The 19,717-nt window shown below is 69.4% G+C and carries 17 protein-coding genes; 5 read left to right on the forward strand and 12 right to left on the reverse strand.

Translation table 11 applies throughout. The features are described 5' to 3' along the window. Nucleotides 1–264: 264 nt before the first annotated feature. Both PV679_RS32590 and PV679_RS32595 read right to left on the reverse strand, forming a co-directional pair. The gene (locus tag PV679_RS32590; protein WP_319684457.1) at nucleotides 265–1,713 is read right to left on the reverse strand and encodes an NAD(P)/FAD-dependent oxidoreductase; all 1,449 of its coding nucleotides are present in this window, start codon (nucleotides 1,711–1,713) and stop codon (nucleotides 265–267) included. Nucleotides 1,714–1,967: 254 nt separating this feature from the next. Beyond that, nucleotides 1,968–2,096 (reverse strand): hypothetical protein, encoded by a 129-nt coding sequence (locus PV679_RS32595; RefSeq protein WP_319684459.1) that lies wholly within the window; start codon nucleotides 2,094–2,096, stop codon nucleotides 1,968–1,970. Between the two features lie 854 nt (nucleotides 2,097–2,950). Between PV679_RS32595 and PV679_RS32600 the strand changes: the two genes are divergently transcribed. Then, nucleotides 2,951–3,409, forward strand: a complete 459-nt coding sequence (locus PV679_RS32600; protein ID WP_319684461.1) for a Rieske (2Fe-2S) protein — start codon at nucleotides 2,951–2,953, stop codon at nucleotides 3,407–3,409. A gap of 60 nt (nucleotides 3,410–3,469) precedes the next feature. Here the strand turns inward: PV679_RS32600 and PV679_RS32605 are convergent, their stop codons facing one another. Continuing rightward, entirely contained in the window at nucleotides 3,470–4,375 is a 906-nt protein-coding gene (locus PV679_RS32605) for a LysR family transcriptional regulator (protein ID WP_319684463.1), read from the reverse strand. Nucleotides 4,376–4,449: 74 nt separating this feature from the next. Between PV679_RS32605 and PV679_RS32610 the strand changes: the two genes are divergently transcribed. Further along, nucleotides 4,450–5,448, forward strand: a complete 999-nt coding sequence (locus PV679_RS32610; protein WP_416069850.1) for a DMT family transporter — start codon at nucleotides 4,450–4,452, stop codon at nucleotides 5,446–5,448. On the opposite strand, the gene PV679_RS32615 is transcribed toward PV679_RS32610, so the two are convergent. Beyond that, nucleotides 5,439–6,770 carry an aminotransferase class I/II-fold pyridoxal phosphate-dependent enzyme gene (locus PV679_RS32615; RefSeq protein WP_319684466.1) on the reverse strand — a complete coding sequence of 444 codons (1,332 nt, stop codon included), beginning with the start codon at nucleotides 6,768–6,770 and terminating at the stop codon, nucleotides 5,439–5,441. The two genes, PV679_RS32610 and PV679_RS32615, sit on opposite strands and share 10 nt — an antisense overlap. A 23-nt stretch (nucleotides 6,771–6,793) precedes the next feature. Here PV679_RS32615 and PV679_RS32620 point away from each other — a divergent pair, with 23 nt between their 5' ends. After that, entirely contained in the window at nucleotides 6,794–7,498 is a 705-nt protein-coding gene (locus PV679_RS32620) for a pyridoxamine 5'-phosphate oxidase family protein (protein ID WP_416069851.1), read from the forward strand. A gap of 87 nt (nucleotides 7,499–7,585) precedes the next feature. On the opposite strand, the gene PV679_RS32625 is transcribed toward PV679_RS32620, so the two are convergent. The 3 genes from PV679_RS32625 to PV679_RS32635 all read right to left on the reverse strand — a co-directional run bounded on the left by PV679_RS32625 (nucleotide 7,586) and on the right by PV679_RS32635 (nucleotide 10,207). Then, nucleotides 7,586–8,599, reverse strand: a complete 1,014-nt coding sequence (locus PV679_RS32625; RefSeq protein WP_319684469.1) for an EamA family transporter — start codon at nucleotides 8,597–8,599, stop codon at nucleotides 7,586–7,588. A 40-nt stretch (nucleotides 8,600–8,639) separates the two neighbouring features. Then, nucleotides 8,640–9,134: a Clp protease N-terminal domain-containing protein gene (locus tag PV679_RS32630; protein ID WP_319684471.1), complete on the reverse strand. Its 495-nt coding sequence runs from the start codon at nucleotides 9,132–9,134 to the stop codon at nucleotides 8,640–8,642. A 467-nt stretch (nucleotides 9,135–9,601) separates the two neighbouring features. Continuing rightward, nucleotides 9,602–10,207, reverse strand: a complete 606-nt coding sequence (locus PV679_RS32635; protein WP_319684473.1) for a PadR family transcriptional regulator — start codon at nucleotides 10,205–10,207, stop codon at nucleotides 9,602–9,604. A 324-nt stretch (nucleotides 10,208–10,531) separates the two neighbouring features. Here PV679_RS32635 and PV679_RS32640 point away from each other — a divergent pair, with 324 nt between their 5' ends. Then, nucleotides 10,532–12,922, forward strand: coding sequence for an excinuclease ABC subunit UvrA (locus PV679_RS32640; protein ID WP_319684510.1), 2,391 nt, complete (start codon nucleotides 10,532–10,534; stop codon nucleotides 12,920–12,922). 101 nt (nucleotides 12,923–13,023) lie between these two features. Here PV679_RS32640 and manD read toward each other — a convergent pair whose 3' ends face one another. From manD to PV679_RS32665, 5 genes are all read right to left on the reverse strand, one after another. Next, nucleotides 13,024–14,244, reverse strand: coding sequence for a D-mannonate dehydratase ManD (gene manD, locus PV679_RS32645; protein ID WP_319684474.1), 1,221 nt, complete (start codon nucleotides 14,242–14,244; stop codon nucleotides 13,024–13,026). 97 nt (nucleotides 14,245–14,341) lie between these two features. Continuing rightward, on the reverse strand, nucleotides 14,342–15,223 hold the full coding sequence (locus tag PV679_RS32650) for a carbohydrate ABC transporter permease (RefSeq protein WP_319684476.1): 882 nt from the start codon (nucleotides 15,221–15,223) through the stop codon (nucleotides 14,342–14,344). Further along, nucleotides 15,220–16,188 (reverse strand): sugar ABC transporter permease, encoded by a 969-nt coding sequence (locus PV679_RS32655; RefSeq protein WP_319684478.1) that lies wholly within the window; start codon nucleotides 16,186–16,188, stop codon nucleotides 15,220–15,222. The genes PV679_RS32650 and PV679_RS32655 overlap by 4 nt, the downstream gene beginning before the upstream one ends. Further along, nucleotides 16,188–17,507, reverse strand: a complete 1,320-nt coding sequence (locus PV679_RS32660; protein WP_319684479.1) for a sugar ABC transporter substrate-binding protein — start codon at nucleotides 17,505–17,507, stop codon at nucleotides 16,188–16,190. The genes PV679_RS32655 and PV679_RS32660 overlap by 1 nt, the downstream gene beginning before the upstream one ends. Before the next feature lie 354 nt (nucleotides 17,508–17,861). Continuing rightward, nucleotides 17,862–18,665, reverse strand: a complete 804-nt coding sequence (locus PV679_RS32665; protein WP_319684481.1) for a FadR/GntR family transcriptional regulator — start codon at nucleotides 18,663–18,665, stop codon at nucleotides 17,862–17,864. Nucleotides 18,666–18,887: 222 nt separating this feature from the next. Between PV679_RS32665 and PV679_RS32670 the strand changes: the two genes are divergently transcribed. Next, nucleotides 18,888–19,709, forward strand: a complete 822-nt coding sequence (locus tag PV679_RS32670) for a PhzF family phenazine biosynthesis protein (RefSeq protein WP_319684483.1) — start codon at nucleotides 18,888–18,890, stop codon at nucleotides 19,707–19,709. The last annotated feature ends 8 nt before the right edge of the window (nucleotides 19,710–19,717 follow it).

The raw sequence follows: 19,717 nt of genomic DNA on the forward strand, positions 1-19,717 counted from the left end.
AGCCACCCTCGACCTACGCCTGCCCACCACCACCCAACCCGGCACCTACACCACCACCCTCACCCTCACCGCACTCAGCTGACCAACACACCAACACACGACAACCCGGCTCTTCCTGAGGCGCACGCCAGGGCTGGGTGGTCCGTCACGGCGGCCCGCCCAGCCCTGGATCCGGTACAGCAGGCAGGCGAGCCCGGCCCGGGACGGCTTCGAGGTCGCCGTACGACGACAGCCCGCACTCCGCGTGGCTGTCCATGGCCCGGTTCAGCCTCGGTATGCCTTCAGCAGATACATCCACACTTCGCTGATGGTGGGAAAACAGGAGACGGCGTGCCAGAGCCGGGAAATGGGCACCTCGCCCGCGACGGCGACGGTGGCCGAGTGGAGCAGTTCGCTGACACCGGGGCCGACGAAGGTCACACCGAGCAGCACTTCGCGGTCGAGGTCGACGACCATGCGGGCCCGGCCCCGGTAGCCGTCGGCGTAAAGGTTCGCTCCGACGACGGAGGCGAAGTCGACATCGACCGCTCGTACCCGGTGCCCCGCCTGGGTGGCCTGCTCGGCGGACAGGCCGACCGCGGCGGCCTCCGGATCGGTGAAGAAGATCTGCGGCACGGCATGCTGGTCGGCGGTGGCGGCGTGGGCTCCCCAGGGTGCGGTGTCCAGTGGCTGTCCGGCCGCGCGGGCGCCGATGGCGTCACCCGCGATCCGGGCCTGGTACTTGCCCTGATGGGTGAGAAGGGCATGGTGGTTGATGTCACCCAGCGCGTACAGCCACTGACCTTCCACGTCCCGGACGGCGCACGTCTCATCGACGTCCAGCCATGACCCGGGCGTCAGGCCCACTGTCTCCAGACCGATGTCGTCGGTGCGTGGCGAGCGGCCGGTGGCAAAGAGGATCTCGTCGACTTCCAACCGTGTCCCGTCGTCCAGAACGACAATGAGCGGGCCCGCGGGATCCGGCCGGTGCAGCGCGTCGACGGACACACCGACGCGGACGTCCACACCCGCGTCCTCCAGCCCGGCGGCGACCAGCTCACCGACGAAGGGCTCCATCCGCGGCAGCAGCGCCCGGCGAACCAGCAGCGTCACCGAGGAGCCCAGGCCCTGCCAGGCCGTGGCCATCTCGACACCGACTCCACCACCGCCGACCACGGCGAGCCGTCCTGGCACCGAGCTGGAATCGGTCGCTGTGCGGTTGGTCCATGCCCGGGCCTCGGCGATACCCGGAACATCCGGGACCACCGCGTCGCTGCCGGTGCACAGTGCGACCGCGTGCCGCGCCATGAGCACCGTCCCACCGCCACCGGAAGTACCGACGACCACGCGCCGGCGGCCGTCCAGCCTGGCCTCACCTCGCAGCAGATCGGCGCCGATGCCTCTGACCCAGGCGGCCTGGCCGGTGTCGTCCCAGTCGGCGACGTAGCGGTTCCGGCGGGCGAACACGCCGGCCGTATTGATCGGACCGGTAACAGCGTCGCGCGCGCCGTCGACCCTCCGGGCGTCGGCCACCGCGATCACCGGACGCAGCAGCGCCTTGCTGGGGATGCACGCCCAGTACGAGCACTCACCTCCGACCAGCTCCCGTTCCGCCACCGCGACGCTCAGCCCCGCGGCACGCGCACGCTCGGCGACGTTCTGTCCGACCGGACCAGCGCCGATAACCACGACGTCATACGTTCGCTCTGTTGCGTCCTCGGCTGAATCGCTCATCCGTCCATCGCATCACGAGCCGGCGCGCACTTCCGCGCGGCGCCTGCTGACACGCCTTACGAGCCTTCTCCGAACACCTCACTGGCGCCGTATCCACCGCCCGGTACGGAAGAGCCGCGCATCGCCGGACCGCATCAGCAGGCGCCGTGGTACGGCTCTTCAGCGAGTGTCGTGGCTGGTTCACGCTCCCGGCGGACCCGAGCCGAGGCGAGAGGGCCGAGGCACATCCACGAGGCGACCCGGGTCGGCCAGGGTCAGACGGTCAGCCACGCCGGCGGCGCGTCGATCGCCTGCCGCACTTCCTCGGGCAGGGCGTACCAGCGCGCGTACGTCTCCTGGTCGGCGTCCTCGCGGCGCGGGACGGACTCGACATGATGGGCCATCGCCATCATGTCGACCTGGCCGGGCCCGGAAGATCGCCTGAAGGCCCAGAGCCCGGGGAAACGCCGGTTCTCGTGCAGCGACGGAACGGAATGAAGGAAATGCGCGAAGAGGCAACGGCATGGGCACAACCGCCAGGCCCTGAAGAAGAGTCCATCTGCCGTGTCTGCGGATTTGACCACGAAATTTTCTGGGAGGGCGGGTGGCCGACAGCGGCTATTTGCCCGTGCCGCGGAAATGAATCCGAGATGTCGGATGTCGACGTAACGAGCGTTCGAGAGTACCGGGGATATTGGCTTAGGGCTGTCCCGTAATCCCTGGTGGATCAGCGCGCGGCGTCAGATTCGGTGGATCGCAAGGCGGAGGGACGCTCGCATACTGGATGTATCCGGGCGTTCCGACAACGCGGCGAGGCGCCGTAGCTGTCGTCGCGCGCCCGCCGGGGATTACGGGACAGCCCTTTGGCAACGGCGCCACTTGGCATATCCGCCACGAAAAGCCGGCGGACTGGGATCTACTGCCGCAGATTTCCAACATTCCGCGAGTATGGCGATGAGCGAGGAGGATGAGACTTCCGCGTCGCGCCACCACACGGAGGTCAGGCGTCCGCCGTGTGGTGGCCGACGCCGGGCCGGTGACCGCGAGACGCAGGCGGCGATGCGATCTCCCCGTACACGGGCCGCGGCGAGGAAGCGCTCGGCCTCGCGCTCGTAGCGGCGGTGCGAGCCGCTGGGACTCGTCCCGCGGAAGTCCCTCGGCTTCGAAAAATCCCCGCCGTCTGAACATCACGGCTTCCGTCCTCGTACCTCCTCATGAACCGGCCGGCGGAGAGCCGGCAGCGAAAGGGGAACGTGGTATGTCGGGAACGCAGGGGACCGCACGGATCGTGACACGCCGGACTGTGGTGGCCGCGGCGGGAGCGGCAGGACTGGGCGCGGCGCTCGTCGCGTGCGGCAGTTCGGACTCGGACGCTCCGGCGGGCTCCACCGCCGATAAACCGGCGTCCGGCGGAGACGGCGGTGGCGCGGGCGCCGTCCTCGCGAAGACCACCGACATCCCGGAGGGCGGCGGCAAGGTCTTCGCCGATCAAGGAGTGGTGGTCACTCAGCCCGCGGCAGGCGAGTTCAAGGCGTTCTCGTCCACATGCACACATCAGGGCTGCGCCGTGAAGGACGTCTCCGACGGGATCATCCACTGTCCCTGCCACGGCAGCCAGTTCAGCGCGGCGGACGGCAGTGTGCAGGCCGGGCCCGCGACCCAGCCGCTGCCCGCCGCGTCGATCAAGGTGGCGGGTGACGCGATCACACTCGGCTGACCGGGTGCGGCCGGCCGCCGCTGAACGTCCCGGGCGGAGGCCGGTCACCGGTGAGGTCCCTCAGCCGGTCACCGCCCGGGCCGCCTCGCCCAGCGCCTCGACCGCCGCCCTGATCGACGGGCGGCGGTCCGCGTCGGCGCGCCACACGGCGTAGACATGCCGGCGCATCGTCTGCCGTACGGGAACCACCGCGACGCCGTCCGGTACCGGCCCCCGGCCCAGCCGCGGCGCGATACAGACACCGAGTCCCGCCGCGATCAGTGCGAGCTGCGTGTGATATTCGCCCGCGAGATGCGCGATCCGCGGTTCGAACCCCTTCGACCTGAGCGTGAACATCAGCCACTCGTGACAGAACTCGCCCTCCGGCCAGGACACCCAGTCGTCGTCGGCGAACTCCTCCAGATCCACTTCCGGCCGGCCGGCGAGCGGATGGTCCACGGGCATCGCGACATCGGCGGTGTCGTCCAGCAGATGCGCCGTCGCCAGACCGCCGGGCACCGGCAGCCGCTTGTTGCTCCAGTCCAGCACCACCGCGAGATCGAGATCGCCTCTGATGACCTCGCGGATCCCGGCCTCTGGCTCCAGCTCCCGCGATCCCACGCGCAGCTCGGGATGGCCGGACCGCAGCGCGCGGACGGCGACGGGAAAGAGTCCGCGGGCCGCCGTCGGAAAAGCCGCGATCCGCACCTCGCCCACCACCCGGCCGCGCTGCGCCTCGATGTCCGACTGGGCGACCTCGACCTGCGAGAGGATCCGCGCGGCATGGTCGGCGAGCAGCCTGCCCGCGTCGGTGAGACGGACCCCGCGCCCGTTCCTGGCCAGCAGTTGCTGACCCACCTCGCGTTCGAGCTTGGCCAGTTGCTGGGAGACGGCCGAGGTGGTGACATGCAGCCCCTCGGCAGCGCCGCTGACCGAGCCGTGGCGGGCCAGGGCGTCCAGCGTCCGGAGGCGCTCCAGATTCAACATGTAAGCAATACTAAGCAGAGAAGTCGACATAATCTCGCTTGTCCTACAAGGTTGCTCACTCCATCGTTAGTCCCATGAGCACCGCCACCCCTCCCCGTCCCGGGCCGGCCTCCGCCTCCCTGTCCTCCTCCGCCGGTGTGCCCGCCGATGCCCCCGCACCGCCGCGCACCCGTACCGGCCCGCTTCTCGACTGGCGCGTCCGGTTCGCGGCGCTCTCGCTCATCTGGGGCTTCAGCTTTCTGCTGATCAAGGTCGGCACCCACGGTTTCGCTCCCTTCCAGGTCACCTTCGGCAGGCTGTTCTTCGGCACGGCGGTGCTGGCGGTCGCGATGGCGGTGAAGCGCGATCGGCTGCCTCGCGGGCTCCGGACCTGGGGGCATCTCACCGTCGCGGCCTTCTTCCTCAACGCACTGCCGTTCTCGTTGTTCGCCTACTCCGAGCTGACGATTCCCTCGACGCTCGCCGGAATCTGCAACGCCACCTCCCCGCTGTGGGGTATGGCGCTGTCCCTTGTCGCGCTCTCGGAGGACCGACCCACCCGGCGCCGGGTCGCCGGGCTCGGCGTCGGCTTCCTCGGTGTGCTGACCGTCCTGGGCGCCTGGCAGGGCTTCTCCGGGCTGGACTTCACCGGTACGGCCATGGCCCTGCTGGCCTCGTTGAGCTATCCGGTCGGCTGGATCTACGTACGCCGAACACTGGCGGGCAGCAGCAGCTCCCATCTCTCCCTGACCGGGGCGCAGCTCTTCCTGGGCACGGTCCAACTGGCTCTGGTGACACCGCTCTTCACGACTCTGCCGACATCGTTTCCGGCGGGCCCGCTGCTGTCCGTGATCGTGCTCGGCGCGCTCGGCACCGGGCTCGCGATCCTGCTCCAGTACGGAGTGGTCGCCGAAGTCGGCCCGACGACCGGCCAGATGGTCACGTACTTCATCCCGGTCATCGCCACCGCGGCCGGTGTGACCCTGCTCGGCGAGGAGCTGAGCTGGAACACCCCCGTCGGAGCCCTGATCGTGCTCGCCGGGGCGGCGCTCACACAGAGCAGGACGAGGAAGCCGGCGAACCGTCAGCCGTAACCGCGCGCGGGCGCCGGGCCGGCCGCCGCCGCCACCGCGTCGGCGACCGGCCCGATGTCGTCGGCCGTCATCTCCGACACCGTCAGCCGTACGCCCGGCGGCGCGGCCACCCGGAAGCGGGCTCCGGGCGCGACCGCCCAGCCCGCCTGGAGCAGTCGCGCCACCGCGCCGGTCTCGTCGGCGACCGGCACCCAGACATTCATGCCGCTGCGGCCGTGCGCCGCGACGCCTCGCTCCGCCAGGGCGCGTACCAGCGCGTCCCGCCGCGCTCCGTACGCCCCGGCGACCACGCGCGCGTCCACGGCGCCCGAGGTCCAGAGCTGGACGACGGCCCGCTGGAGCAGCCTGCTGACCCAGCCCGGCCCGAGCCGCTGGCGTCCCGTCACCCGGTCCACGGTGACGGCGTCCCCGGTCAGCACGGCGAGCCGCAGATCCGGTCCGTACGCCTTCGCGGTGGAGCGTACGAGCGCCCAGCGCTCCGTGACACCGGCGAGCGGATACAGCGGGAGGTCGACGATGCGGTGGCCGTGGTCGTCCTCGATGACCAGCACCTCGGGTCGGCCCGCGAGAAGGGCGCGCAGTTCCCTGGCGCGGACCTTCCCGACCGAGGCACCCGTCGGATTCTGCGCCCGGTCGGTGACGACGACCGCCCGGACACCCGCCCGCAGCGCGCGATCCAGTTCACCGGGGAGCGGTCCGTCGTCGTCGAGCCGCATCGGCACGGAGCGCAGCCCGAGCGCGGGCACCAGGTCCAGCAGACCTCCCCAGCCCGGGTCTTCGACGGCGACGGCGTCGCCCGGTCGGAGGTGCGCGGCCAGCACCCGCTCGATGGCGTCGAGCGCTCCGGACGTGACGGCGACCGGTCCGGCCGGGATCCCGTCGGCGTCCAGACCGGCGCGGGCGAGCCGCGCGAACTCCGGGTCGACGGTGGCCTGTCCGTACAGCCCGGGACGCTCCGCGTGGTGGCGCGCGGCGGCCGCGAGCGCTTCGTGCAGCGGAGGCAGCAGGGCCGGGTCCGGATTTCCGGCGGACACGTCGCGTACGCCCGGCGGCGCGTCGACGCCGATGGACCCGCGGGCCGTAGTGGCGGGACGCGGCCGCACCCGGCTGCCCCGGCGTCCCGCCGTCTCGATGATCCCGCGCTCGCGCAGCGTGCGGTACGCGGCGGCGACCGTGTTCGGGTTGACCCCGAGGCCGGTCGCCAACTCCCTCATCGGCGGCAGCGACTGGCCCGGAGCCAGCTCGCCGGAGCCGACGGCCCGCTCCACACTCGCGGCGATCTCAGCGGCACGCCGCCCAACAATCCGATACTCTCCTAGCACAAAGAACACTATGCACTAGTGCAATGGAGGCCGCAATGCCGGAGTCCGCACCTCAGGAGATCACCGCCTACCGGCCGACCGGACGCACCGTCCCCACCCGCTCGCGGGAGCGGGCCGGATATGACCGGACGCTGGTGCACGGCATACTCGACGAGGCGTACGTCTGCCACCTCGGTTTTGTCCGCGACGGTGCTCCCGTCGTGCTTCCTACGCTCTACGGACGCGTGGGCGAGCGGCTGTATGTCCACGGCTCCACCGGATCGCGCCCGCTGCGTATGGCGGGCCGGAGTGAGGACGGCGAGCAGGATCCCGGCCTCGCCGTCTGTCTGACCGTCACCCATGTCGACGGCCTGGTGCTCGCGCGCTCCGCCTTCCACCACTCCATCAACTACCGCTCCGTGGTGGTCCACGGCATCGCCCGCCAGGTGACCGACCCCGAGGAGCGGCGCAGCGCTCTCGACGCGATCGTGGACCATGTCGTTCCCGGCCGTTCCCATGACTCGCGCCCGGCCAATGAGCGTGAGCTGGCGGCGACCGCCGTGGTCCGCCTCGATCTCGACGAGGTGTCCGCCAAGGTCCGTACGGGCGGCCCCAACGACGAGCCCGAGGACATCTCGCTCCCGCACTGGACCGGAGTCGTGCCCGTCGTGCGCGGATACGGCACTCCGGTACCGGCCGACGATCTCGATCCCGCCGTCGGCCTGCCCGACTACCTCACCGTGCTCTGAGGGCCAGGCCAACCGCGCGCGGTACAGCACACCGAGCCCCGCGAGCGCGCCGGTCACGGCAGTACGGTCGTACACATGGCCGGCGGTCTACGGACTGTCCGGGACCACCGCGGGCGCGTGCTCGTGGCCCGGTGACCGCGGTGCCGTCTTCCCGGGATCGTTCGCGGTCCCGCCCGCCATCGGCTCCGAGGGCGCCTTCGGCGTGGCGGACTGCGCGATGAAGGCCCCGACGAGCACCACCGCACCGCCGACGATCTGCGGCATCGCGAGATGTTCCCGCAGCAGCACCCACGCCAGCACCGTCGCGATCACCGCCTCCAGACAGGCGACCACGCCCGCCACCTGCGGCGAGAGTTTGCGTACCGCTACCACACCGGTCGCATAGGCGAGGACGGTCGCGATCAGCACCACCCAGCCGAGCAGCAGGCTCGCGGCGATCTCCGTCCCGCCCATGTCGGCGCTCCCGCCGAGCAGGGACCAGTCCATGTCCCAGGGGCGTGTGACGGCCGTCAGCGCGACGGATCCGACGAGCAGCCCGTACGCGATCATTCCCAGCGGGTCCGCCGCGTCCTCGGCGCCGCCGCCGTGGTCGGACAGGATGAAATAGCCGACCTGGCAGCAGGCCGCGCCGAGTCCGAAGAGCACGCCGACCGGGTCGAAGCTCAGTCCGGCCCAGACCTCGACCACAGAGGCGAGACCGCCCACAGCCAGCACGACCCCGACAGCGGCGGCGCGGGAGACATGCCGGCGCTGCACGAAGCGGACCCAGAGCAGCACCATCGCCGGCGCGAGATATTCGATGAGCAGCGCCACTCCGACCGGAATACGGGAGATCGCGGCGAAATAACACGCCTGGACACCCGCCACGGCCAGCAGGCCGAATCCGGCGAGCAGCGCGGGCTTACGGCGCAGCAGTGCGCGGTGCCGCCACGCCACCGGAAGCATGACCACGGCGGCGCCGGTGACCCGCAGCCAGACCACATGGAGCGGGTCGAGGCCCGCTTCGATGAGCGGCTTGGCCGCGACGCCTGAACCGCCGAACGCGAACGCCGACACCAGGGCGATTCCCAGGCCGACGCTCCTCCCCTGAGACGCGTGCATGACGCCATCATGACAGGCCGCGTCAGGAGCTACATCCCCATCACACCTGTCGAGACGCGTGGTTCAGCCGGCCGGACAGTGATCGCGTGTCCACTCCGGCGCGTTCCAGCACCTCAACCGCCCGGCAGGCCCCGTCACAGGTGAGCGCGGCGAGGAGATCGAGCCCGCCCGCGCGCTCCTCTCCGCGCAGCGCGGCGAGTTCCGGTGCGCGCTCCATCGCGGTGACGGCAGGTGGCGACCAGCCGGTCACGGTGTGGTCGCGCGCCACGGGAATGGCCCCGGAGTCCTCCACCGTGCCCTGCCAGCGCAGTCCGTACCCGATGCTCCGCTGGACGAGATAGCCGAGCACCCGGGCCACCTGAGGACCACCGGCGAACGCGGATCTCACTTCGGGATCCGCTTCCAGCAGGGAGTGGAGGAGATGGGCCGTGTCGATCTGCGTGTCACCGTCGCGAAGCGCTCTCCGGCGCGCGCCGGAGACAACCGCCGCGAGCTCCGGCGTGAGCCTGGCGTCGATACCGGCGGGCGCCGGCACGGAATCAGCCGGAACAGATTCAGCCCGTACGGAATCAACCCGTACTGAATCAACCCGTACTGAATCAACCGGCACGGAATCAACCGGCACGGAATCGGACGACGCTGAATCCGCGTGAGGCGGTGCGGGATCGGCACGGACCGCGGTGGGATCGGCGCGGGTCGGAGCGGGCCGTTCAGGCACCCGCGGTGGGGGGCTTTGCACCTTCCTACCCCATCAGTCCTCTCCCACCGGAGGCATCCCCGGCGGGAAGCATCTTCGGATCCCACCGGAGTTGGGCACATGTGGACGGGTTCTCCTCCTTGCGAAGGAGATTGCCCTCCTTCTCCCCCGAGAAGCACGCGCCGCCTTGCCTTCCCGCACCAGGGCAACCACCGGCCTTCCCGTGGCACACGGCATACGAAGGGGCCCTGCGGCCATGGCCGCAGGGCCCCTTCGGGCACCGCCCGGTCACACCTGGCGGACGATCAGTCCTCGTCCGCGAGGATCAGATACATCTTCTTGCGCGCTTCATTGGTGACCGCGAGAGCCTTCTGCCGCTGCTCGGGCGTGCCGGTCTTCCAGACCTGGGCGAACGCCTCCATCAGCCCGAAGCCGGCCTGACGGATCTCATTGACCGTCTCCCAGTCGATTCCGCGCCCGGCCTCTTCCCAGGGAGCCTCGGGCCCCGATTCGGCCTCCGTACGTCCGGTCTCGGTGAGCGTGAACAGCTTCTTGCCGCCCTCGCTCTCGCTGACGATCAGCCCCTCGTCCTCAAGGAGCTGGAGGGTCGGATAGACCGAGCCGGGGCTGGGGCGCCAGGCCCCGCCGCTGCGCTCGCCGATCTCCTGGATCATCTCGTAACCGTGCATCGGCCGGTCCTTGAGCAGCGCCAGGATCGAGGCACGCACATCGCCGCGCCGCGCGCGCCCCCGGCCGCCGCCGCGTCCTCTGCCTCCGCCGCCGAAAGGACCGCCAAAGGGCGGACCGAACGGGCCGAAGGCCCCACGCCGTCCCTCGAAGCCGCCCCGGCCCTGGTGTCCCGGGCCGCAGTGACCGGCTCCCGGTCCGTGCTGGTGTTCATGTGAACGCATCGCTACGCTCCCTTCAGCGTTGATCTGTCGCGATGCTTCAACGATATATCGGAAGCTATCGCATGACAACACCTCTCCGGACGTTCCCGAGATTTTCGTCGGCCGCCGCATGCCCCGATGCGCGTGCGGTGGGCTTTGGGTCGTCGGGCCCGGGCAGCACGCCGTCGATGACGCTGCCGCGTCGTGGCGAACAGGTGACCGGACCGATCAGGAATCGAGAAGCGGAGGCGAAGGAGGCCCGGACGTACTGTGCGAGGCTGGTCGGATCGAGCCAGGCGACGCCGACGGAGACCGCGAAGGCGGCCCGCCCAACAGATGGAGACGATAAGCATGGCCACGAGGACGGACACGCGGTCGCCTGCGCCGCACACTGCCGACAGCCACGACCTGATCCGCGTGCACGGCGCGCGCGTGAACAACCTCAAGGATGTCAGCATCGAGATCCCGAAGCGCCGGCTGACGGTCTTCACCGGTATCTCCGGCTCGGGCAAGAGCTCGCTGGTGTTCGGCACGATCGCCGCGGAGTCGCAGCGGCTGATCAACGAGACCTACAGCGCCTTCGTACAGGGCTTCATGCCGACGCTGGCGCGGCCGGAGGTCGACGTACTCGAAGGGCTGACCACGGCGATCATCGTCGACCAGCAGCGGATGGGCGCCGACGCCCGCTCCACGGTCGGCACCGCCACCGACGCCAACGCGATGCTGCGCATCCTCTTCAGCCGACTCGGGCAGCCGCACATCGGCTCGCCCAACGCGTTCTCCTTCAACGTCGCCTCGGTCCGAGCCAGCGGTGCGATCACAATCGAACGCGGTGCGGCCAAGACCGTGAAACAGACCTTCACCCGCACCGGCGGTATGTGTCCGCGCTGCGAGGGCCGGGGCACGGCCTCCGACATCGACCTCACCCAGCTCTTCGACGACTCCAAGTCGCTCTCCGAGGGCGCGATCACCATCCCCGGCTACACGTCGGACGGCCACTGGACCGTGCGGATCTTCACCGAGTCGGGCTTCCTCGACCCGAAAAAGCCGATCCGCGACTACACCGAGACCGAGCTGCGCGACTTCCTCCACCGCGAGCCGACCAAGGTGAAGATCAACGGCATCAACCTCACCTACGAGGGGCTGATTCCCAAGGTCCAGAGGTCGTTCCTCGCCAAGGACCGGGAGGCGATGCAGCCGCACATCCGGGCGTTCGTGGACCGCGCGGTCACCTTCACCGCCTGCCCCGAGTGCGGCGGCACCCGGCTCAGCGAGGCGGCCCGGTCGTCGCGGATCGGCGGGCTCAACATCGCCGACGCCTGCGCGATGCAGATCAGCGACCTGGCCGCCTGGGTCGGCGGCCTCGACGAGCCGTCGGTGGCGCCGCTGCTCGCCACGCTGCGGGGGACCCTCGACTCGTTCGTGGAGATCGGGCTGGGCTATCTCTCGCTCGACCGGCCGTCGGGCACACTGTCCGGCGGCGAGGCGCAGCGCGTCAAGATGATCCGCCACCTCGGCTCCTCGCTCACCGACACCACGTATGTCTTCGACGAGCCCACCACCGGCCTGCACCCGCATGACATCCAGCGGATGAACAACCTGCTGCTGCGGCTGCGGGACAAGGGCAACACGGTGCTCGTCGTGGAGCACAAGCCGGAGACGATCGCGATCGCCGACCATGTCGTGGACCTCGGTCCCGACGCCGGTACGGCAGGCGGAACCATCTGCTTCGAGGGCACCGTCGAGGGGCTGCGGGCCAGCGGCACGCTCACCGGCCGCCATTTCGACGACCGGGCCACTCTCAAGGAGAAGGTGCGGACGCCCACCGGGACGCTGGAGATCCGCGGTGCGACGGCGCACAACCTGCGCGGTGTCGACGTCGACATCCCGCTCGGCGTGCTGGCCGTCGTCACCGGTGTCGCCGGCTCCGGCAAGAGCTCGCTGATCCACGGCTCGGTGTCCGGGCGGGACGGAGTCGTGTCGGTCGACCAGGGCGCGATACGCGGCTCGCGGCGGAGCAACCCGGCGACGTACACCGGACTGCTCGATCCGATCCGCAAGGCGTTCGCGAAGGTCAACGGCGTGAAACCGGCGCTGTTCAGCGCCAACTCCGAGGGCGCCTGCCCGAACTGCAACGGCGCCGGTGTCATTTACACCGATCTGGCGATGATGGCCGGCGTCGCCGCCACCTGCGAGGAGTGCGAGGGCAAGCGGTTCGAGGCATCGGTGCTGGACTACCACCTCGGCGGTCGCGACATCAGCGAGGTGCTCGCGATGTCGGTGACCGAGGCCGAGGAGTTCTTCGGCGCCGGCGAGGCACGTACGCCGGCCGCGCACGCCATCCTGAGCCGGCTCGCCGATGTCGGGCTCGGCTACCTCAGCCTCGGCCAGCCGCTCACCACGCTGTCCGGCGGCGAGCGGCAGCGGCTGAAGCTGGCCACCCATATGGCCGAGAAGGGCGGCGTGTACGTCCTCGACGAGCCGACCGCCGGCCTGCACCTCGCCGACGTCGAGCAGTTGCTCGGCCTGCTCGACCGGCTCGTCGACTCCGGCAAGTCGGTCATCGTCATCGAGCACCACCAGGCGGTCATGGCGCACGCCGACTGGATCATCGACCTCGGCCCCGGCGCCGGCCACGACGGCGGCCTGATCGTCTTCGAAGGCACACCCGCCGATCTCGTCGCCGCCCGCTCCACTCTCACCGGCGAGCACCTCGCGGCCTACATCGGCACCTGACCGAGGCCTCGCGGGAAGTAGCCGGCCACCGGAGTATGGCCGCCGAGCACACTGCCGGTGTCCGGGCCCCGGATCCAGGACCGGGGCCCGGACTCCTTCGTTCACCAGTCGTGGACGGTGCCGTCCTGGAGGCGGTTGACCGGCAGATAGGCGGCCTTGTACTCGTGAGCGGCGGCGAGTTCCTCGTTGAGCTCCACGCCGATGCCGGGCGCCTCACCGGGATGCAGATATCCGTCTGTGAAGGTGTACGCGTGCGGGAACACCTCTTCGGTCAGCGCCGTGTAGCCCGAGTACTCCTGGATACCGAAGTTGTGGATGGCCAGGTCGAGATGGACGGCCGCGGCCATACCGACCGGCGAGATGTCCTCCGGGCCGTGGATACCGCTCTTGATCTGGTGCTGCGCGGCGAAGTCGAAGAGCTTCTTGAGCGGAGAGACACCACCGAAGTGGGTCACCGCCGAGCGCACGTAGTCGATCAGCTTCTCGCTCACGAGCGTCTGATAGTCGTGCAGGGAGTTGAAGACCTCACCGATCGCGAGTGGCGTCGTCGTGTGACTACGGACCAGACGCAGGGCGTTCTGGTCCTCGGCGGGCGTGCAGTCCTCCAGCCAGAAGAGACGGTACGGCTCAAGGTCCTTGCCGAGCTGCGCCGCCTGGATCGGCGTCAGACGGTGATGCGCGTCGTGCAGGAGCGGCAGCTCGGGCCCGAATTCATTGCGGACCGCCTCGAAAACCGTCGGCATGTGCCGCAGATAGGCCGCTGTGTCCCAGTCCTCCACCAGAGGACGGGCCTGCTGGTGCGGGACGGGAGCGCCGTCCACGGCGTGGTCGACGGTGTGTACGCCGTAGACGGCCTTCAGGCCCGGGATGCCCGTCTGAATCCGGATGGACGGATAGCCCTCGGCCAGCCGGGCGCGGATCGAATCGAACAGCTCGGGGATGTCCTGCCCGCTGGCGTGTCCGTACGTCCCGACGCGCTCACGGCTCGCGCCGCCGAGGAGCTGGTACAGCGGAAGGCCGGCGGCCTTGGCCTTGATGTCCCACAGAGCGACATCGACGGCGGCGATCGCGGCCATCGTCACAGGGCCGCGGCGCCAGTAGGCGCCCCGGTACAGAGACTGCCAGGTGTCCTCGATGCGGTGCGGATCGATGCCGATGAGCAGCGGCGCCACATGGTCCTGGAGGTAGCTGGCGACGGAGAGTTCCCGTCCGTTGAGCGTGGCGTCGCCAAGACCGGAGATGCCCTCGTCCGTCGTGATCTTGAGGGTGACGAAGTTGCGGCCCGGGCTGGTGACGACGACCTTCGCGTCGACGATCTTCATGAATACGCTCTTCCTCAGCTTGCGCTGATGACATGGGTGGCGACGAGAGAAACAGACGAGATGAGAACAAGGCCGCGGTCAGCGGCCGTTGGTGTGGTCAGCCCTTTGTGGCGCCTGAGGTCAGTCCGGCCACGAGGTACTTCTGGCCGAGGATCGCGGCGAGCAGGACCGGCAGTGTGATGAGGGTGGCGGCGGCCATCAGGCCGCCCCAGTCCGTGCTCGCGTAGGAGATGAAGTTGAACAGGGTCACGGGCACGGTCTGGGTGTGTTCGTCCGCGAAGATCAGCGCGAACATGAAGTTGTTCCAGCTGAAGACGAACGCCAGCAGGGACGCGGTGGCGGTGCCGGGAGCAGCCAGCGGCAGCGTGATCCGCCAGAACGCGCCGAACGCCGACAGTCCGTCCGTACGTGCGGCCTCCTCCAGTTCGACCGGCAGGCCCTCGAAGAAGCTGATCATGATCCACAGGATCAGCGGGACCGAGACGAACATATGGCTGAGTACGAGCACGGTGTAGGAGCCGACCAGGCCCGCCTGCGCGAACACGTAGTACCAGGGCACGAGCAGCGAGATCCCGGGGATGATGCGCGCGACGAGAATGAGCGAACCGGCGCGGTGCATCCGGAACCGTCCCACCGCCCAGGCGGCCGGTACGGCGATGACCGCGGAGAGCAGGGTGGACAGGAAGCCGACGATCAGGGAGTTGGTCATCGACCGCAGGATCTGGCCGGCTTCGAGGACGCTGCGGAAATTGTCCAAGGTGGGTGAGAACCACAGGCCGACGCTCGGATCGGTCACCTGGACGTTCGTCTTGAACGCGGCGGCGAACATCCAGATGATCGGCAGCGCGAAGACGAGCGCCACCACGGTGATGGCCGTGCCCTTCAGCCAGGACCAGCTCCGGCGCCGGTAGGCACCGCCGGGCGGCGTCGCGCGTGGACCGGCGGTCTCCCGCGGAGAGGAGGAGACGGTGAGGCTCATGCGGACTTCCTTCCGGCACGGCGGCGGAGCAGAAGCACGACGCCGATGATGAAGAGCGTGAACAGGACCAGGACGGCGGAGGCGAGCCCGTATTCCTGGTAGTCGAAGGTGAGGCCGTAGGAGTAGACGTTGAGGGTCTCCGCCTCGAAGTCCGAACCTCCGCCGGGGCCCTTCGTGGCGTAGAGGATGTCGAAGGTCTTGAGGGCGTCGACGGAACGCAGCACCAGCGCGGTGGCCAGCGTGGGACCGAGCATCGGCAGGATCACGTACCGGAAGCGCTGCCAGCCGTTGGCACCGTCGACACGTGACGCCTCTTCCGGCTCCTCCGGAAGCGTGGTCAGACCGGCGAGCAGCAGCAGGGTCATCATCGGTGTCCACTGCCAGACGTCGATGAGCATCAGCGTCGGCAGCGACTGGCTCACCGAGCCGAGGAATTCCTGCGGAGGCAGCCCGGCGGAGCTGAGCAGGTGGTTGGCGATGCCGTTGGTGGGATCGAGGATCAGCAGCCACAGGATGCCGATCGCGACCGGTGTGGTGAGCAGCGGGATGATGAGGACCGTACGCACCCAGCGCATACCGCGGAACGGCTTGCGCATGAGCATCGCCAGCGCGAGACCGAACAGGGTCTCCAGCACCACGGCGCCGACGGTGAAGATCAGCGTGCGCCGGGCGGCGGGCCAGAAGCGGCGCGAATCGCCCAGCGCGTCGGTGAAGTTCCGCAGGCCGACGTAGCCCTTCTTGGCGTTGACCGCGCCGAAGGCGTCGGTGAAGCTGAGGTTGAGCGTGAAGACCAGCGGAAAGACGATCATCAGACCGACGAAGATCAGCGCCGGTGCGAGCATCGCCCACTTCAGACGCCGGTTGGCCTGTTCGAACGTCCGTGGAGCGCGCGTGCGGGGGCCTGTCTCACGGGCCGCTCCGGCCGTGCGGCCGGGTGCCGTCGTGGAGACCTCGGTGGTGGACATCAGGACTCCCGGTGGCGGTTGTCGCGGACGAGGAAATCGGCGAACTCCGCGTCGGCGTCGCGGGCTGTCGAATCCACCGGGTTGCCGAGGATCCCGGCCACCAGCGGACGGCCGATGATGTCGCGAGCCCGGCCGACCTGGAGGACCGAGGGCCGGTCATGACCGACGCCGCGCTCGGCGTTGAGCCGCATGGCCTCCGCCAGCTCGGGCGGGAACGAGGCGAGCGTCTTCGGATCCGACCACGCCGACTGGCGGGCGCCCGGGATGCCGTCCGCCTGGAGTTCGGCCGCCATCCCGGGGCTGGACGCCCACCGGATGAACTCCCAGGCGTCATCGCGCAGCAGGGAGAACTGGTTGATTCCCAGGCTCCAGGACGGGATGTTGTGCGGCCGGGCTCCGGCCGGTCCGGCCGGGAACGGGGCGAAGCCCACGGTCTTTCCCAGTGTCGAGACCTTCGGGTCGAGGAAGTTGCTGTAGACCGCGTCGGCGTCGATGAAGAACGCCGCCTTGCCCTGCGCGAAGACCGGCAAGGACTGTTCGAGGCTCATATTGGTGGCACCGGGCGGGCCCGCCTGCTTGAGCAGCTTGCCGTAGAACTTGTACGCGGCCAGCGCCTCCGGTGTGGCGATGGCGGACTTTCCGTCGACGACGAAGTCACCGCCGAAGGAGTACAGGAAGCTCGACCACTGACTGACGGCGCCGTTGCGCTGTCCACGCCCGACATAGCCGTAGAAGCCCTTGCCGCGGTCCGTGAGACCCAGCGACATCTCCATCAGATCGTTGAGGGTGCGAGGCGGACCGCCGAGGTCCTCGACCAGGTCCTTGCGGTAGTAGAGCGCCGGCCGTTCGGTCACCACCGGCACGCTCAGGACCTTGCCAGCGGTGATCGACGCCTCGCGCGGGGCCTTCTGGAAGTCGGACCAGCCGTACGCCTGGTCGCCCTCGACCCGGTCGGTGAGATCGGCGAGCCAGCCGTTGTGCGAGAAGACCAACTGCTCCTGGAGTGCCCGGACCATCATGATGTCCACGTCGGTGGCGGACGCGTTGAGTTTGACGTTGTAGCTGCTGGCGAGCTGGTCCGCGGTGAGCAGGGCCATGGAGACCTTGCGTCCGATCCGGTCCTCGAACTCACCCAGGCGGCGTTTGATCGCCAGCGACCAGACGTGGTTGATCGCCATGATCCTGAGCGGTGCGTCCGGGGAGGCGGTGCCACCGCGGGCCGAGCAGGCGCCGAGCGACCCCATGCCCGCTGCGGCGGCGACGCCGACGGCCAGCTTGGCGAAAGAGCGCCGGCTGACGAACTGGCTGCTCGTGGACATCGTTGTCCTCGTCCTTCTGATCTGATGCGTGCCGATTTACCTGGTCCAACTGGTAGGACCAGATGGGACCGTAACAGCAGACATCACGCCCTGACCAGCCTCTGCTGCCCAGTAACACACGACATGAACGGGCAGGCCGTGGAGAGATCTCATGGAGAGATACGAGCCGAGGCGCGGGACAGGCCGTACGAGCGACGCCGGCACCGGACGCGCCGCACGGTCCTGACATCGCCGCGCGCAGAACATCGGACACACCACGGGACAACGCCGGCCATCGGCCAACTCCGGTCCGGTACACCGGCGTTCCCGCCGGCTCCAGACCTCGCACGCGCTCCCGCCGCCGGGCGGACGGCGCTACTGCCGCGCCGCGCCCCGGCCCTGGCCGCCGGACTCTCCGAGCAGCGTCTCGATGTGCTGCAACGCCATCACATTCAGATTGAGATCGAGGTCCGCGCCGTAGGTGCGCAGGCCAAGGACGAGATGCGCGCGCATACGCTCACTGGCCAGCTCGACATCGCGCGCCACGATCGCCTCGAAGATCTCGGGATGCTTCGCACCGCCCGACTCGCTGATCGACGGATCGGAATTCGAGCGGAGCATCATCTCGAACATCATGCCGCTGATCGACGACAACATGATCCGGAGCACCGGATTGCCGCTCGCCGCCGCGATCGCGTCATGGAAATCGACATCCGCCTGCGCCTTGACGACAACGTCAGTCGCCGCTTCCAGAGCGTCCTTGGCCGCCCGAATCACGGAGATGTCCTCCGCCGTCGCACGCGCTGTCGCCAGTCTGACGGTTTCCACCTCAAGCGGAATACGCGCCTCTATGAGCTGCCGGACCGTGGGCCGCCCAGCGCGGTACAGCGCGTCATAACTGCGCGCCTGCCGGGACGTCTGTTCACATACGAACGATCCCCGGCCAGGCGCGACCTGGATCAGATGCTGGGTCTCCAGCCGCCGCAGCACCTCGCGCACCACATTCCGGCTGGCGTGGAACTGGACGGCGAGTTCCCGCTCGGAAGGCAGCTTGGCCCCAACGGCGATCTCTCCGGACCGGATGTCGTGCTCCAGCTGACGCGCGATGCGCTCGGTCAAGAGTCCGCGCTGAGCGGGAGGTACGACACGGCCCGCCTGTGAGATAGGGGCTGCTGGCATGCGGAAAAGGATACAGGCCGAAGGTCTGCCCGATGAGCGGCTTCACCGAGACGTAGCGTGCTCTGCCGTCCGCGGAACGCCGGTGCCGGCCCTGCCTCCACCTGCCTCGACGCGGCCCCATGGACCATCACCCGTTCAAGATCGGCCCGCTGTCCGATCCGTCACCAACCTCCGTGGACAGCCCATGGGCTCTCGGCGCCGTGGCTCTTCTACTCTCGGTCCATGCGGATTCGAATCGTCGACGCCTTCACCGACCGTCCCTTCGCCGGCAACCCGGCCGGAGTGCTGCTCCTGGACTCCGGCGCCTTCCCCGACGACATCTGGCTCCAGCGGGTGGCGGCCGAGGTGAACCTCTCGGAGACCGCCTTCGCCCACCCTCTGCCGCCCGGCGGTGACGCCGACTGGGCGCTGCGCTGGTTCACGCCGGCCGTCGAGGTGGACATGTGCGGCCACGCCACGCTGGCCACCGCGCACGTACTGCACTCCACCGGGCGGACCACCGGCCCGGTGCGCTTCGCCGCCCGCTCCGGGATCCTCGGCGCCACCGCGCACGCGGACGGCACTCTCACTCTCGACTTCCCGACCTCCGCGCTGATCCCTGTGAGGATCCCGGACCAGATCTCCGCCGCGCTCGGCGCCGAGCCGGTCTCGGTGCACGACACGTCGGAGCACCTCGGTGATCTGCTGGTCGAGCTGGCCGACGAGCGGACAGTACGGAGCCTCGCGCCCGATGTCGCCTCGCTCGCCGCTCTCTCCCGGCGCGGCATCATCGTCACCGCCGCCGCCGAGGAGCCGGGCCGCGGCTACGACTTCGTCTCGCGGAACTTCTTCCCGGGCGTCGGGATCAACGAGGACCCGGTGACCGGCAGCGCCCACACGGCCCTCGCACCATTCTGGTCCGCGAAGCTGGGCCGTACCGAGCTGACCGGCCTCCAGGCTTCCGCGCGCACCGGACTGGTACACACCTCGCTGCGCGGCGAACGGACCCTGCTCACCGGTCGTGCGGTCACCGTCATCGACGGCGAACTGCTCATCTCACCGTGACACCGGCA

The organism is Streptomyces sp. AK02-01A (assembly GCF_033795305.1).
Classification (GTDB): Bacteria; Actinomycetota; Actinomycetes; order Streptomycetales; family Streptomycetaceae; genus Streptomyces.